A 14,762-nucleotide genomic window follows, 5' to 3' on the forward strand; every position below is an offset into this window, starting at 1 on the left:
GCAGACCAAGACGTTGCTGCGGGCGCATGGCGCCACCGGACTGGACCTGAACGCGAATTGGGCCGGCGTGCCGGCCGACTGGCACTGCACATGCTGTCGCAGGCCCAAGCCGATGATCGTGCGCAAGGCACGGAACGGGGTCCTGCTCGCGCATCTCGACCTGCATCACGACCACCTCCGGGATCACCTGCAGAGCCTGGTCGGCGCATGGGTGGGCGTCTCCCGGGTGGAGGGCGCCGGCGCCGGGTCGGCCCATGCCGGCGAGCACATGCGTGCGCTGGTGGTGCGCTTCCGCGACACGCTCGTTTGCGACGCGTGCAACGCGGCGGACGGCACCGCGAAGCGGCTGCTGGGATCGGAGATCCACCCCGCCTTCTCCTTCTCCCCGGCTGAGATCGGCCGGTTCATCCGGCCGCGGTCCAATGCGCTCCACGAGGTCGACGTGGAGGCGGCCTGCCGCACCTGGAGCGAGGTCAGGCATGGTTTCGAGGACCGGCTGGCGTTCGCCGCGCTCCTGGTCGAGCGGCTGGCCTCGGGGAGTTTCGCTCAGGAGCGCGGGCCGGACGCGGTCATGGCGTTCGCCAGGCCGGCGGACGAACGAATGATCGACCGTTGGGTCCGCGACGACCCGGACCTGCATGCGATGCGGACCTGGCAATTGGGGATCGAGGCGCGGTTGCGCGCCAGGTCCGTGCGCCGCGACGCTGTCGGCAACTCGGGACGGGCGCGCAAGCCGGTCGCCGGGCGGCGTCCCACCGCCGCCGACATCGCCGCGTTCGAGAGACAGGCCGGGAAGGGCTGGCAGCGGACGCCGCCCGATTGGGCCTGCCCGTGCTGCGGCCGTGGCAAGCCCGCGATCCTGCGTATCTCCGGCGGCGGCAAATGGTTCGCGGAGCTGCGCACCCATTCGCATCTTGAGCTGGAGACCGACCCGCAGAGCCGGGAGTTCAGGCATGCGCTCTACGGCCACGGCGGCGCCGGGCTCGTCGTGGCGTTGCGCCGGCAGGTATACGTCTGCTCGGACTGCGGCGACGTCTCCTCCAGGCTGCAGTCCGCCCGCCCCGTCGTGGATCGGAGACCTACGCTGACGCTGGAGGACATGCGCGAATGCCTCGGCGAGGTGCGCGACAACGAGAAGCCCGAGATCGATGTCGCGAAGGCGGAGGCGTGCGACCGGGCCAATCTGGCCTTGGCCGTGGCCGAGGCCGAGTTCGTCCGCCATCGGTCGCTGGCCATCGATCTCTGGGTCCTGCGGCTGAAGTTCGGCAGGCACCCCGACATCGCCGCCGCCCTGACGGGCCGGGCCCGGTCGGAAGGGCTCGACGTCGAGGCCATCCCGGCCGCGATGCGTTGGCTCCTGCGGCAAGGGGAGGCGCTTCATGCCGCGCATGTGCAGGAGATCGAGCAGGGCCGGCCCGCCGGGTGATCGGCCGTACGGACGAGGGCGGTTCGGGACCGGGGGCGGCACCCCGGTCGCCGCGCCCGCGCTGGACCTGTTCCCCGGGCCGGTCATGCCCCGCCTTCCGCGGCGGCGGCCGTCATCGGGGAAGCCACTATTTAGAGGCAGGTGGCGCTCGTGGCATCGACGACGCAGGATGCTACTTCCCGCAGCGTCTTCGCCCACTGAGCGCGGAGGCTTGAAGCGGCGCCCGAACGCTCAGAGATCTGGGGGCTGCATGTCCGCGTCCTGGAGAACCTCGATCGTCCGCCGGTCGAACAGAAGCGTCGTCGGCCCCTGCCCGCGGTCGAGCCGTGCGCACGGCCGGATCCTGTCGCTCAGCAGGTGCCGGATGGCCCGCGCGCGATCGTGGTGGCGGGACCCGCGGCGCAGGGCCCGCGACGCGTCGTCGAAGGTCATATGGTCCGCGGTCCGGCGACCCACCGTCGGGACATCGTACCGCAACGACGCCGCCAGGCGTTCGAGGGCGCTCCGGACGAAGCGACCGCGGGTCGCCTCGCCTTCGGCCCAAGGGACCCGCGGGAGGATGTCCATACCCGCAAGCGCCGACAGCGTCCGCGTGTCGAGGTCGAGGATGCGCCTCGCCTCGGGGACCGACACGGAGGCTTCGACCGCGTCCCTGAGCCTGGCGAACTCCTCCGCGCTGCATTCTCGCTCGCCCGCGGCGGCGAGGCCGGCGTGCCGCAAGAGACGATCCAGGATCGTCGGGTCGAGGCCGAGCCGGCGCCCCAGGGCGAGGCGGTGCTCCTGGACCACCGGCGCGAGGGTCTCCCCGAGCAGGGGGAGCTCGCGCGACACGACCCAGGCGGATCGGACGTGGGACAGGAGCGCGTCCCTGATCGGACCGGTCGCATCGCCGGGATGCGCTTCGAGCCAGCCCAGCAGCGGGTCGAGCAACCGGCGCAGGCGCCGGCCGTCGAGGTGGGGAGACGGTGGCTCCAGCCCGAGGAGGCCGGCCCGCAGCGCGCGGCCCCCGTCCCCGACAAGGCCGAAGCCGAGGGTCGCGCGCGCGCGGTCGACCTGCGGGCTGCTCCTGGACGCCGAACGAGGGCTCAGCGTCTCGCCGACCGCCAGGACGCATGAGAGCGCGTCGGTGAGCGGCATGGCGTCGAGGATCGCGGCGGGACGCGCCGGACCGAAGCCCAGCCGACCGACCAGGTAGGCTTCCCAGCCCGCGTCGGGGGCCGAGGCCCCCGACGCGGCGAGAAGGTCGTGACCGCAGGACGAGCACAGGCGCGGGGGGCGATCGCGCCATGCGAGGGGCGATCCGCATCCCGGGCAGGCGTCGAGCAAGGCGCAGCCATGGCGTTCGCAGCGGTCGACGGCCCGAAGGTCCCACCACGTCCGACGGTACTTCCAGAGCGTTGCTGCGTCATCATCGCCGTTTGAATCCTGTACCAGGCACGGGATGCAGACGCGCTTCGAAGGCGCCCAGCCCCGGAACGGCACGACGAAGCCGCCGAGCCGCATGCCGCGGGCCTCCCGCACGAACGTCGCGTCGGTCAACGACCGGGCTTCCAGGCCGAGCAACTCGCCGACCCGGTCCACGCCTACGCCGTGCCGCAAGGCCTTGCGATCGATTCCCAGCGAGCGGGCCAGCCGGTCGCCGTCGGCATCGCCCAAACGGGCGGCCAGCCGCTCGAACGCCTCGTACGCGGGCTCCCCCGGCCGCGGCGGAACGCGGATCGCATGTGGCATGGTGATGGCGTGCTGACGAAACCGGCCTGACGCCCGATCCCAAGGGTGGTTCCCCCTTCGGCGTCAAGCCTTCAGCCGCGCGGCCCGGCTAGGGGCAGCTCCACCCATCCGCGCGCCGAGGCAAGATCGGGCACCGGGAAGAAGGGCCGGCCGGCGGCGTCGCGCCCCGTCCACGGCTGGCGAGCGACGTCCGCGAGCGGGCCGGCCGACGGGGCCGGGACCGCACGGTTGCGTCGCTTCTCGTCCTGACCCGATCCCTGGCCGACCCGGCCGGGGCGACGCCCGCATCGGCGGCGCTGCGGCGATGAAGGTCATCGACCCTCGAACCGCGGCTCCATGCCGAGGCCACCCGATACGTGCCGTCGCGGCGGCCGGGCACGGTTCCTCGCGTCGGATCTCCGCCGCCGCCAGTCGCCGGCGCGCGCTCCCCCGGAATCGACGCTTCGGTGACAGGCCTCTATAGACGCGCCGCGCCCAGGGGCGGGCGATCCCCCCGCCGATGACGGAACGGAAGGACAGGATGCAGACGCAGCACGGTCTCGCGGGGGCCAACACCGAGGCGTCGTTGCGGTTTCATCGCTTTCACGAGAGGCTCAACCGTTCCCTCAAGACGCAGGTCATCGGGCTGGGGATGCTTAAGGACGCGATCGACAAGGGCGAGACCCGCGACGGCATCAAGGAGATCCTGTACGCCCAGAACGACCTCTGGGGCGGGATGCCGGACTGGGGCCGCCCGCAAGAGCTGATCGACGAGGGGAGGCTGGATATCGGGCGAGCGGGCGTCGTTCGCGGCTTCTCGGCGTTCGACCTGTTCCTGGACAACCTGAGCGCCGAGCTGGAGAGCTACGGCCGCTTCCGCGGGGCCAAGCCGAAGCCCAAGGGGCGTCTCCCTGCCAGGCAGGGTGGCGACGGCACCGACGACGGAGCGGCCGCGGCCGAGGCTGGGCTGACCAGATACTATGAGCGGATCGGCGCCGACCTCGACGGCGTCAAGTTCCTGCTGCCCCTGTACGTATACTTTCGCGTCGCTCGCAACTGCATCGCGCACCGCGACGCGATCGCGAGCGGCGCGGCGGAAGACCTCTCGCGAGGGGACGGGATCCGAGATGCGCTGGAGGCGTGGCCGGATCACACCGACGATATGCGCGTGCCGGAGATACTGCCGCTCAAGGAAGGTGCGGAGATCCTCTTCACCCACAGGCAGGCCCTCTCGAACTCTTCGATCCTGAGGCTGATAGCCATGGACGTCAACGAGAAGGCCTTGACCATATTGGGGGTCGAGGGCGTCGTTTACGCCGCGGCAAAACGCTTGCTTTCCATTCCGTCGGCGAACGATCCCGAGATCAGGAGAAGCATGCCGGCGACGATAAATTACATACTCTCGGATCGGTACAGGGTCAGGAATGTCGACTCGTTGGGTGCATCCAGGATCCTGTCCTCGCTCGGCATGAGCAAGAGGTGCGAGCGAAGGTTCCAGTCGCTTGTGGGTCCTGCAGGGATCGGCGGTGGCTGACGGGGCGCCGCGATCGGCGACGGACGGGCCGGCGCCGTGGGCCCGTCGGGCGCCCGTGACCCTTTTCTGCCGCTGGGCGGCGCCCCTGGCGAGGGCGTGAGCCGGCACCGCTGCGTCCGCCGTGGTTCGCATCGGCGCACCTTGCCGACGGACGGGAACTCGATCCGGGGGACCCGGCCGCGGCGCCGGGGCGCGCGTCCGCCGAAACCTCGCGTCCTGCCGTCGATGAACGCCTCGGTCGGACGATGGCCGGGCCACGCACACGTCCCCGGGCAGCCGCTGCTGGCGAGATCCGGATTCGGCGCCCGGTCACTTCATGTACGTCCGGATCGCCTTGATCAGGACGCTCGCCCCGTCGGCTCGGCCCGGATCCGGGTCGGTCGCCGGGTCCGCCAGGGTCCGGCGGACGTGCCGTTCCATCACCTCGGCCGTCAGGCCGTCGATCGCCCCGCTCAACGCCGACAGGAGCATGAGCAGCTCCAGGGTGTCGCCCTCGTCGACGATCGACCGCTCCACGGCCCCAGCCTGTCCCATGACCCGGCGGATGCGCGCGACGAGCTTCGCCTTGCCTGCGTCCGTATCCCCCACGTCACGGTCCTCCCGCCGCACCATAGGCTGAGCCGGACGGGGCCGTCGACCCTGGGGCGACAGGGCGGCGGGAGGCGCCGATGCGGGAGACCGGGAGGGCCGGCGCCCGGCATCCGTGGGCCCGTGGCGGACCGGACGCGCCGCGGGCGAGCGGGGAGGCGACGCCGCTCCGCGAAGGGGCATGCCCGGTCATCGTCCCCGCGGGCCGAAGGGGACTCCCGACCTAGCCGAGCATCGGGGGGCATCGTCCGCGGCCCCGTCGCGCCGGGCTTTCCAGTGCGGCGGCCGAATGCGCTATCGAATGGGTAGGCGATGCCGGCCTATCCTTTGGGCCTGGGCGAACGATTGCTGCCCTGGGTCGGAGGGACGGCATGGCCGGTACGATGCGGGTGCGGGCCGAGGGGCCCTGGAGCGACCTCGCCCTGCATACGATCGGGTGGAAGGCCTTCCAGGATCTATGCGCGCAGGTCTGCGAGGAGGTGCTGCGGCGCCCGGTCCAGGTCTATCGGGAGGCGCAGGACGGCGGGCAGGACGCGGTGTTCCTGTCGGGGCCGGGCGGCGGCCACGACGCGACGATCCAGTGCAAGCACTCCGCGGACGGACGGAGGCGCCTGAGGGTGGGGGACATCGCCGCGGAGCTCGCCAGCGTCGACCGGCTCGTCGCCCTGGGGCAGGCGAAGACCTACATCCTGATGACCAGCATGGGCGTGGACGCCCCGGTGGCTTGCGCGATACGCGCGCGGCTTCGTGCGCGGGGCGTCGCGAGGCCGCACGTCCTCGGCCGGGAATGGCTGATCCGGTCGATACGTGCGCGCGCCCGCCTGCGCGCCCTCGTCCCGCAGGTCTACGGCCTCGGCGACCTCGGGGCGATCCTGGACGAGCGCATGGCGGCGCAGTCGCGCGCGCTGCTGGAGCAGTGGCTGCCGAAGCTGCGTTCGTACGTGCCGACCGAGGCGCACCGCCGTGCCGTCCACGCCCTGAACGAGCACGGAGCCGTCCTGCTCCTTGGCAACCCCTCGGCGGGCAAGTCGACCATCGGCGCCATCCTCTCGGCGATGGCGAGCGAGGAGGCGGGCTGCACGGTGCTGCACCTGACCGGGCCGCGGGAGCTCGGTGACGGCTGGAATCCGAATGATCGGAAGCGCTTCTTCTGGATCGACGACGCTTTCGGCCCGAACGTCATGCGGGACGAGTACGTCCAGGACTGGAGTTCCGCCTTCCGGAAGATCGAGGCGGCCCTGTCGCACGGCAACCGCTTCCTGCTCACCTCGCGCCGCCACATCTACCAGCGCGCCAAGCCGCTCCTTGGGCAGCGCAACCTCGCCGCCTTCGTCGACGGGCGGGCGGTCGTCGACGTCGGTGCGCTCACGGGTGCCGAGAGGGCGCAGATCCTGTACAACCACGTCGCGTTCGGCGGCCAGGCGCCGGCATGGAAGGCGTCGGTCAAGCCCTGCCTCGACGCCGTGGCCGAGGTCGACGGCTTCCTGCCCGGGGTCGCCGAGCGTCTCGGCGACCCGGCGTTCACGCGGGGCCTGCGGCCGACCGTGGAGGGTCTCCTCCGGTTCATGCGCGAGCCGCGCGAGCACCTCGTCGAGACCATCGGCTCCCTGGGCGACACGCTGCGCGCCGCCCTGATGCTCGTCTACGTCCATCAGGGGCGACTGTCGGCCGACGGCTGGGACGACGACACGAGCCGGGCCGTGGCGGACCTGCTCGGCGTCCGCCTGGCCGACGTGCGCAACCGCATCGCCGAGCTGGCGGGCTCGTTCGTCGTCGAGCGGTCGGCCGGCGGCGGAACCTGGACGTTCTCCCATCCGACCATCGGCGACGCCCTGACCGAGATCCTGCGCGGGCAGGCCCACATGGTCGCGGCGCTGCTGCGCGGCATCGCCCCCGAGAACATCCTGTCCGGTTTCGTCTCGGAGGGGATGCCGGCCGCCAGGGACGCCGGCATCATCCCGGCGTCGATGAACGACGTCGTCGCCGCCAGGATCGCCGGAGTGGAGGACAGGCAGGACACCAACCGCTCGCTGTTCCTCTTTCTGGCGCGCCGGGCCAGCGATGACCTGCTCGCCCGCGTGGTCGCGGCGGACCCGGGACTCCTGGACAGGGCGACCTGGCGGACCGAGCGCGCCGCCGACGACCCGTGGCTCAATCTCGTCGCGCGGGCGCACCGGCTTCGTCTCCTCCCGGAGACGGTCCGGGCCCGGGCGGCGGCCGAGCTCGCAGCCGCGGCCGTCGACGGCTTCGAGCTCTCGTTCCTGCCGGATCCCGGTTTCCTGGCGCTGTTGCCGCCCGGCGGCCTCGTCGCGCTCGGGCTGGAACTCAGGACGCGCGCCCTGCCGGCGGTCGCCGGCCTGATCCGGCAGGCGGCGGCCACGGCCGATCCCGAGGAGGACCCTGACAGGAACTTCGAGCGCTTCGAGGAGGGGTTCGGCGCGCTCGCCGACATCGGCGTGCTCGACGACGGGGCCGAGGAACTCATCGAGGAGGCGCGCGACCTCATGGCGGAAGCCGTCCACGATCTAGTGCAGCGACGGCGGGAGCGGCACGCCCTGACCGAGCCCGGCGACGAGGAGGAGGAATGGGCCTTCGCCTCCGCGACCACGATCCCCGAGATCGCCGCCGCCCCGCCGCCGCCGCGGGAGCGGCCTCGGAGGTCGATCTTCAGCGACGTCGACCGAACCGATCCGACGGACGGCCGGTGAGACGCGCCGGTTCGGCCGGTTCGGCGGCCGCACCGAGGCCCACGTCCCGGCGGTCGCCGGCCCATGCCACGTCGCAACGCTCCGGCCGACGGAGCCCAGTCAGTCCGCGCTTGGCACCGGTCCGTATCGGCTACTCCACCGGCGCCGGGCGCACCCGCTCGCCCTCGCGGTACTCCGACCATGCCCGCCTTGGCAACTGCGCGGAGGAGGTGAGGAACATGCCGGGCATGAGGGCGGCGGCCGGAAGGTCGGGCCACGCGGTCGAGGTGCCCCGCACCGCCAGCACCGCGCCCATGGCGATGACATTGCCGATCGCGTCGTTGCGCGAGCACGACCAAAAGCGAGCGCATGTTCGCACCGCCGTCCTTGTACGGGCTCGGGAGCAGCACCGAGGCAGCGTTGACCGCCAGCGCCAGCTCGCCGGCCAGACCCATGACCTCCGCCTTCGGCAGGCCGAGGGCCAGCGTCTGGCAGACCGTCGAGCCGAACGCCATCAGCGACGGCGGCACGCCCGTGGTGAGCGCGGCCGACGCACGGGTGCGCAGGCTCGCTCCGATCACCGCCAGCCAGAGGCCGTAGGTCACCGTGTCGGCGAGCAAGGCCATTGCGTCGGCCTGAGCGCCTGAGACCCAGCGAGCCGGCCCGCCGCCATCTCTCCGAGGAACAACGCCCCGTTCCGGGCCGATCACCGTCCAGAGGATGCGCTTGTGGCGTGGGTTCCCGCCATCGAAGACCGGGACGCCGCCGGTGCAGCACGCAGCGGCCGCCGCGCCGTGGGCGATGGCGGGGGAGGGATGTCCCGCCGGTGCGGGCGCGGGTGGTTGGCAGCGGGCAACGCGTCTTTCGCAGCAGCCGTCGGCTATGGGGTGACTCGCCTTCGGCCCTCACCTACTTCTTATAGCCACCAAAGGTTCAAGGGCCATGGCAGAGATATCGATCGGCGAGCTGGCGCGGCGCTCAGGGGTAAAGGTGCCGACGATCCGCTATTACGAAGGCGTTGGCTTGCTGCGCGTCCCGGCGCGCACGGGTGGACTGCAGCGCCGCTACGACGCCGCCGCAGTGGCGCGGCTCCACTTCATCCGGCACGCGCGCGAGCTTGGGTTCGAGGTGGCCGCGGTGCGCGAACTGCTGGCGTTGAGTGAGCAGCCGGACCGCCCGTGCGCGGAGGTCGACGGCATCGCCCGCCGTCACGTCGAGGACATCGACCGGCGCATCGCCCGGCTCGTGGCCCTCCGACGCGAGCTGCGGCGCGCCCTGGACACCTGTGGCCGAGGGCGGGTCGGCGACTGCCGGGTGATCGAGGCGCTCGCGGATATGGAGCAACCTGCCGAGTAGCGGGCGGTCCGTCCCCGGTGTGATCCAAGCCGCGGCCCGTATGCCCGGGGAGGAGCGCCCCGCAAGAGTGGCGGGGGCGGGTCACGCCTGTCCGCCCGTCGTCGGGGATCGGGAGGGGCGGCCGCCGTCGAAAGGTCCGTTGGCCGTTGGGCCCGCTTCGGTCACCCGGACGGCGCGCCCGCCCCGTCGACGCTCGCTCGATACAAGTCCCCCCGCGGCGGCGACACTGGGCGCCGCCGGGCCGGCTGACGAGATGCGGCCGTCGTTCGCTCCAGTGCCGGAACGGGCGGCGGGGCAGGTGGCTCCGTCCGGCCGGCTCGGCCTCGATGACGAACCCAGTCGCCCGCCGTGGGGCGTGGCCACCGTGCCGGCCTCATCGCCCGGCGTGATCAGCCACCGCGCGACCAGGGCGTCGGCGATGTCGACGCCGAGCCATCCGGTGGGGTGATCGTAGCGGGTGCGGGCTTCGCGCAAGGCCGGATCCATCCTCGGGGTCGCCCCCCCGCAGCGCCGCGATCGGCGCGCCGGGATTCGCCATCGCCATCATCGCCTCCGGCCTGCGGAATACATCCGCCGAGACGCTGCGAAAGCAGCGTCATCGAACCTGATAGGCCTCGGTCGGGTGAAGCCCGCGAGTGGCGTCATTGATCCGGCGGCGTCCGCGGGACGACGGCCAAGGGCCATTGGTCGGGACCCGAACCCGACGGGACCGAAGGGATGCCGAATCCAGGCGGCGTCCGTCGTTCCGGCGAACGGGACCGCGGACTGTCGCCGGCGCCAGCCGCCCAGGACAACCTTAAGGAATCGCATGGCAATCTCGTGGCGCGGCGCTTGGCTCCGCGACCGATGGGAGGGAAGGCGATGCTGTCGCGGGGCAGGTTGCCGGACCGGCGTCCGATCATCCCACCGAGGGAATACCCGCTGGCGGCGTCGTGGGCGGTGCTGACCGCGGCCGGCCTCGCGCTCGCCACCATCGACCGCATGGTTCCTGGGATCGGCATGGGGCCCGCCTACATCCCGCTGATCGTCCTGGCGGGCTGGCGGCTCGGACCTGCGGTCGCCTGTGGCGTCGCCTTGGCCGCCGCTTTGCTGAACGTGTTGCCCGCCTTGCCCGAGGAAGCGGCACTGCCTCCGGCGGTCGCGGTCGCCCGGGCCTTCCTCCGCCTCGGCACCTATGCCTTCGTGGTTTTCGCCACCTGCACCTTGCGGCGCGCCTACGACCGCGAGCGGGAGGCCGCCCGCCAGGACGCGTTGACAGGCGCCCTGAACCGGATCGCGTTCGAGGATCACGCGCAGGCCGTCCTGTCGACGCGGCGCGGCGGGCGCCACGTCGTGGTGATGGCCGACCTGGACGGCTTCAAGGCGCTGAACGACCGGGAAGGCCATGCCGCCGGGGACGAGGTTCTGCGCCGGGTCGTTGCCGCGGCAGGGGCAACCCTCTCCCACGGGGAGCGGATCGCTCGGCTTGGAGGGGACGAGTTCGCTTTCCTGCTGCAGGCCGAGACGGACGCCTTGGCGGCAGTCCGGGCGGAGGCGTTGCACCAAAGCCTCGTGCATGCGCTCGCCGGCCGCGGCGTCGGCGCGAGCATGGGGGCGATCGTCCTGGCGGCCGGCTCGGGCGAGAGCCTCGCCGCGGCGCTACGTGCGTCCGACGCGCTGATGTACGCCGCCAAGGCCGGGGGCAAGGGGGGCCTGCGCCTCGGCAGCTTGCCGCCGACGGTGCGGGCCTCCCCCGAACCGGATGCCGCCGCGATCCCGATGGTTGCCTGACGTGCGAGCCGGCGCGGCAGGGCCCGCCGCCACTCGCGGGAACGGCTCGATGCCGCCGGCGATCCTCGCGGCCGACCTGACGATCCGGACCTCACGCATGATGCCCGCGGGCTGGGCGGTCGGCGCGCCCGCCGGTCGGCATGCATCGCGACCGTGATCGCATTGTCGCAGTGGATCGGGTAAGGGGTGCGGGCAGGTCGATGGAGATGCCTTTGGCCAAGGACGAAAGGAGCACGCTTCCCGGGCCGATGCCAGACCATGAGGATGCGGTGAAGGCGGAGGTCGAGCAGGTCAGCTCGAAGATCGACAAGGCCTTCCGCAAGCTCGCCAAGAAGATGCGCGAGCGTGCCGACAAGGCGAAAGCGAAGGCGGATGGGACGCGCAAGCCGGAGAGGCGCGCCGTCCTGCTCCGACGTTGCGAGCTATACGCAGACGCGGCGACGCACATCGAAGGACGATTCTCTGGTGGCGAGGATTAGCGTCCCGGCCTGAAGCTCGATGCCGGCCGATTCACGTCACCGTTCCGCCGGGGCACCGGTTCGCGCCCCGGCTCCGTCGCCCGGGCCCGATGCTGATCAGTCGGGATCGGCCGGGCATGGGGCGTCTGCCGGGTACGACGGCTTGCTTCCAACCCTGCGGGGGCGCCCGCATGCTGGCCATCCGGGGTGAACCAAAGTATAGAGTTCGCCTGATATGCGCCCATGTACGGGCGCACAGGATCCGAGACTACATACGAGGTGTGCTGGCCGTCCGGCGACAAGTCATGCGTCGGCGTGCCGTGTGGCGATGCAATGTCGCGGTGAGGCCTCTTGAGGGGCATCCGGCCGACGCCGCGCTGAAACTCCGAAGGTTTGCTGTGGTGGATGATGTCGATCCGTCCCCGGCCTCCCGGGCCGGCGGTCAGGAGCAAGCTTCCCCAGAAGGGCGGTACTGCGTCAGGCGCCTCGACGCGCGGGGTAGGACGATCCAGACCCACGACATCGTTGCCATGGATGGCGACGAGGCTGTGGAGTTGGCACACGCGCTCAGCGGAACGGGCAGGGCGCAGCTCTGGCACGGGGACAAACTCATCCACGAGATCGAGCCGTTCGCGTTCAGGCGCCGGCCGGGCGTTACGTGAGCGTGGAGCCGCCCGCCGCGCCCCGAAACGTCCCGCGCGCCGCGCGGGCGTTCGCCCCCGGCCGATGCCGTCATCGGGGCATGCGCCTCGGTGCGGTTGCCCGGGCCTGCCCGGAAGGGCCAAGTGTCCACGAGGCGGCCGTCCCGAGGCCGGCTTCGGGACGGCCGCGTCACCGGTCGGGTCACGGCAATGGCACGACCGACGCACTCCGCCGCCTCCGGCGCAAGCCACGCGCTGCGTGACCCGGCCCCCCGGACGCGGGAGCCGGGGCGCCGTTTCGCGGGGCGTCACGGCCATTCATCGAATGGCTCGGTGCGCGGGCGTCGCGGCTCGCCCTCCCGCCATCGCCGCGCGGGCGACGAAGCCAATGCGGCGTGAAGGCGGACCGGACCCACGATCAGGATCGACTGTTCCGACGGGAAAATATTTGTCGATATCCCCGCAATCAACAGATGTTTTGCCCGGTAAAGTCTAGACATCGAAGCGCTTCTGCTGTAGTGGACGCTTCTCCCGGTGAGACGTGCAGGTGCGCGCCCGGGCCCTCCATAATCCCCTGACCTCGACCATCGCCTTGTCCGCGGCGGCGCGTCGTCGTTCCCTGAACCAGCCGCGCCTCGGCGCGGCCCGGCCAGCGATGTGCCGCCGATGGCGTCCATCCCGGACGTCGTCCCGGCGTGCTTGGAGTTCCACCATGCTGATCGCCTTCTCCGGCGCCTCGGGGCGCACGGACGCGTCACACGCGTCCCTCCTCGCCGCGCACGCGGCCACCGTCGCGGACGGCGCGGCGACCCTGCTGGCGTCCGAGCGCGTCGCCGTGCCGGGATCGCGCACCGGCCTGCGCCACGTCCGCTTCCGGGAGACGGCGTCCGCGGGCGAGGTCGCCCGGGCGGCGGAAGCGTGTTTGCGGGGCGGCGGACCCGTCTTCGTCGACCTGCCGTCGAGGCACCTGCGCGCGGGAGCGGTCCGCGCGTTGCTGGACGCATCCGTCCTCGTGGTCGGCCCGCACGCCGCGGACGAGCGCGAGGCCGCCGCATGGCGCGCCGCACACACGACCCCGGTACCGACGTGGTATCTCGGCTGCCGACGCGCCGGCGGCGCGCCGGCGGCGGCGCGGTTCGCGGCCGCGATGGCGCTCCTCGATCCCGACGGACCGACGCTTCCCTGCGCGGTGCCGCCGCTAGGTCGGGGCGAGGCCTCCGGCCTGGCCGACGGGACCCCCGGAGGGCATGCCCTGCGGGTCGCGCTGACGCTGCTGGGCGCCGTTCGGCGGGCCACGGGGGCTCCCGGGCGGAACCTGCCGCCCGAAGCCCGCGAGGACGAGGCGAGGCGCATCGGCGAGGCCGCAGACGTCCGGTCGCTGCCCGAGAGGCTGCGCGACCTCGCCGACGACGTCGAGGCGGCGGAGGCCGGGCTCAAGCCGACCGCCGACGACCTGGCCGGCGCGCCCGTGCTCGACGGCTGGTCGTGCGACGCCGTCTTCGCCCCGGTGCTCAAGGGACGGGTCACCGGCCACCCCGGCATCGCCGAGGGGCACCGGGTGCGGACCAGCGAGGTCTACCTCACGGATCGCGCGACGTTCGCCCGGACGCTGTCGCGCTGGTACGTCCTGCGCACGCCGGCCGGCGATTCCGCGGGCGCCGTGCACTAGGTCGGCGCGGCCTCCCCGGGCCCCCGGTCCAAGTCCCAGTTCCAAGCCCAGTCCAGCCGAGCCGAGCCGCACGCGGCGTCGGTTGACGGAGTCTTGCGCATGCGCCTCTGGATCCTGTCCGACCTGCACCGCGACATGGGCGTCCCGTGGACGCCTGAGGCCATTCCTGAGGCCGATGTCGCCGTCGTCGCGGGCGACGTCGGCGAGGGGATCGAGACCTCGCTCGATTGGCTCGCGCGCACGATACGCCCGCACATGCGCGTGGTCTTCGTGGCGGGAAACCACGAATACTACCGGTCGTGCCGTCCCGACGCCCTGGCGGCCGGGCGGATCGCGGCGGCGCGGTCCGGCGTCGACTTCCTGGAGGACGAGGCCACCTGGATCGGCGACGTCGCGTTCGCCGGGTGCACGCTCTGGACCGATTACCGGCTGGACGGGGACGGGCGGGTGGCGTCCTCGATGGACGACGCCCGGCGGATGCTCGCCGATCACCGCCGGATCGACCGGGCGCGCCGCCCGGCGGCCATGCCGTTCCGGCCCGAGGACGCCGCCGCGGTCCACCGCGCCAGCCGCGCCCGGCTGGAGTCGCTCGCCCTCGACCGGGCGTGGACCCTGGCCCGGGCCCGGGTCGTCGTCACCCACCACGCCCCGGCCGCGGCGTCCCTCGACCCGGCCTTCGCGGGCCGGCCGCTGAACCCGGCCTTCGCCTCGCGCCTGGAGGGGACGATCGGTCGCCTGGGGGCTGCCGTCTGGGTCCACGGGCACGTCCACGCCAGCCGCGACCACGTGGTCGGTCGGACCCGGGTTGTCTGCAACCCCAAGGGGTATGGGCGCGAGAACCGGGCCTTCGACCCCGCGCTGGTCCTCGACGCCACGACCTGAGCGTCCGCCGCCCGTCCCGCCGCAACCGCCTGGAGAATGCC

At 72.4% G+C, this 14,762-nt stretch carries 10 protein-coding genes and 1 pseudogene; 8 read left to right on the forward strand and 3 right to left on the reverse strand.

Annotated features, from left to right (window positions below; all coding sequences use genetic code 11):
- The first annotated feature begins 13 nt into the window (after window positions 1–13).
- A complete protein-coding gene (locus FVE89_RS01750) occupies window positions 14–1,426 on the forward strand; it encodes a hypothetical protein (protein WP_160532432.1) in 1,413 nt (470 codons plus the stop codon).
- Window positions 1,427–1,657: 231 nt separating this feature from the next.
- Here the strand turns inward: FVE89_RS01750 and FVE89_RS01755 are convergent, their stop codons facing one another.
- Entirely contained in the window at window positions 1,658–3,157 is a 1,500-nt protein-coding gene (locus FVE89_RS01755; protein ID WP_071000293.1) for a TniQ family protein, read from the reverse strand.
- 499 nt (window positions 3,158–3,656) lie between these two features.
- Between FVE89_RS01755 and FVE89_RS01760 the strand changes: the two genes are divergently transcribed.
- On the forward strand, window positions 3,657–4,670 hold the full coding sequence (locus FVE89_RS01760) for a hypothetical protein (protein ID WP_043075223.1): 1,014 nt from the start codon (window positions 3,657–3,659) through the stop codon (window positions 4,668–4,670).
- Between the two features lie 309 nt (window positions 4,671–4,979).
- Here FVE89_RS01760 and FVE89_RS01765 read toward each other — a convergent pair whose 3' ends face one another.
- Complete coding sequence (locus FVE89_RS01765; protein ID WP_043343706.1) at window positions 4,980–5,258, reverse strand: metal-sensing transcriptional repressor; 279 nt, start codon at window positions 5,256–5,258, stop codon at window positions 4,980–4,982.
- Window positions 5,259–5,629: 371 nt separating this feature from the next.
- On the opposite strand from FVE89_RS01765, the gene FVE89_RS01770 reads away from it, so the two are divergent.
- Window positions 5,630–7,966, forward strand: coding sequence for a restriction endonuclease (locus FVE89_RS01770; RefSeq protein ID WP_043075224.1), 2,337 nt, complete (start codon window positions 5,630–5,632; stop codon window positions 7,964–7,966).
- Between the two features lie 130 nt (window positions 7,967–8,096).
- Here FVE89_RS01770 and FVE89_RS30845 read toward each other — a convergent pair.
- Window positions 8,097–8,829 (reverse strand): annotated as a pseudogene (locus FVE89_RS30845) (cation transporter).
- Window positions 8,830–8,887: 58 nt separating this feature from the next.
- Between FVE89_RS30845 and FVE89_RS01780 the strand changes: the two are divergent.
- From FVE89_RS01780 to FVE89_RS01800, 5 genes are all read left to right on the forward strand, one after another.
- Window positions 8,888–9,301: a helix-turn-helix domain-containing protein gene (locus FVE89_RS01780; RefSeq protein WP_043075225.1), complete on the forward strand. Its 414-nt coding sequence runs from the start codon at window positions 8,888–8,890 to the stop codon at window positions 9,299–9,301.
- A gap of 861 nt (window positions 9,302–10,162) precedes the next feature.
- The gene (locus tag FVE89_RS01785) at window positions 10,163–11,071 is read left to right on the forward strand and encodes a GGDEF domain-containing protein (RefSeq protein ID WP_071000294.1); all 909 of its coding nucleotides are present in this window, start codon (window positions 10,163–10,165) and stop codon (window positions 11,069–11,071) included.
- A gap of 212 nt (window positions 11,072–11,283) precedes the next feature.
- Window positions 11,284–11,550: a hypothetical protein gene (locus FVE89_RS01790; protein WP_024828390.1), complete on the forward strand. Its 267-nt coding sequence runs from the start codon at window positions 11,284–11,286 to the stop codon at window positions 11,548–11,550.
- A 1,332-nt stretch (window positions 11,551–12,882) separates the two neighbouring features.
- Window positions 12,883–13,839 (forward strand): hypothetical protein, encoded by a 957-nt coding sequence (locus FVE89_RS01795; protein ID WP_052517004.1) that lies wholly within the window; start codon window positions 12,883–12,885, stop codon window positions 13,837–13,839.
- A gap of 99 nt (window positions 13,840–13,938) precedes the next feature.
- Complete coding sequence (locus FVE89_RS01800) at window positions 13,939–14,721, forward strand: metallophosphoesterase (protein ID WP_043075229.1); 783 nt, start codon at window positions 13,939–13,941, stop codon at window positions 14,719–14,721.
- Window positions 14,722–14,762 lie beyond the last annotated feature (41 nt).

It is taken from the genome of Methylobacterium sp. 2A, from assembly GCF_009806555.1.
Classification (GTDB): domain Bacteria; phylum Pseudomonadota; class Alphaproteobacteria; order Rhizobiales; family Beijerinckiaceae; genus Methylobacterium.

Coding starts and splice junctions, on each gene's coding strand:
- FVE89_RS01755 (WP_071000293.1), bottom strand. CDS start 3,157: ATGCCACATGCGATCCGCGTTCCGCCGCGGCCGGGGGAGCCCGCGTAC.
- FVE89_RS01760 (WP_043075223.1), top strand. CDS start 3,657: ATGACGGAACGGAAGGACAGGATGCAGACGCAGCACGGTCTCGCGGGG.
- FVE89_RS01770 (WP_043075224.1), top strand. CDS start 5,630: ATGGCCGGTACGATGCGGGTGCGGGCCGAGGGGCCCTGGAGCGACCTC.
- FVE89_RS01780 (WP_043075225.1), top strand. CDS start 8,888: ATGGCAGAGATATCGATCGGCGAGCTGGCGCGGCGCTCAGGGGTAAAG.
- FVE89_RS01785 (WP_071000294.1), top strand. CDS start 10,163: ATGCTGTCGCGGGGCAGGTTGCCGGACCGGCGTCCGATCATCCCACCG.
- FVE89_RS01795 (WP_052517004.1), top strand. CDS start 12,883: ATGCTGATCGCCTTCTCCGGCGCCTCGGGGCGCACGGACGCGTCACAC.
- FVE89_RS01800 (WP_043075229.1), top strand. CDS start 13,939: ATGCGCCTCTGGATCCTGTCCGACCTGCACCGCGACATGGGCGTCCCG.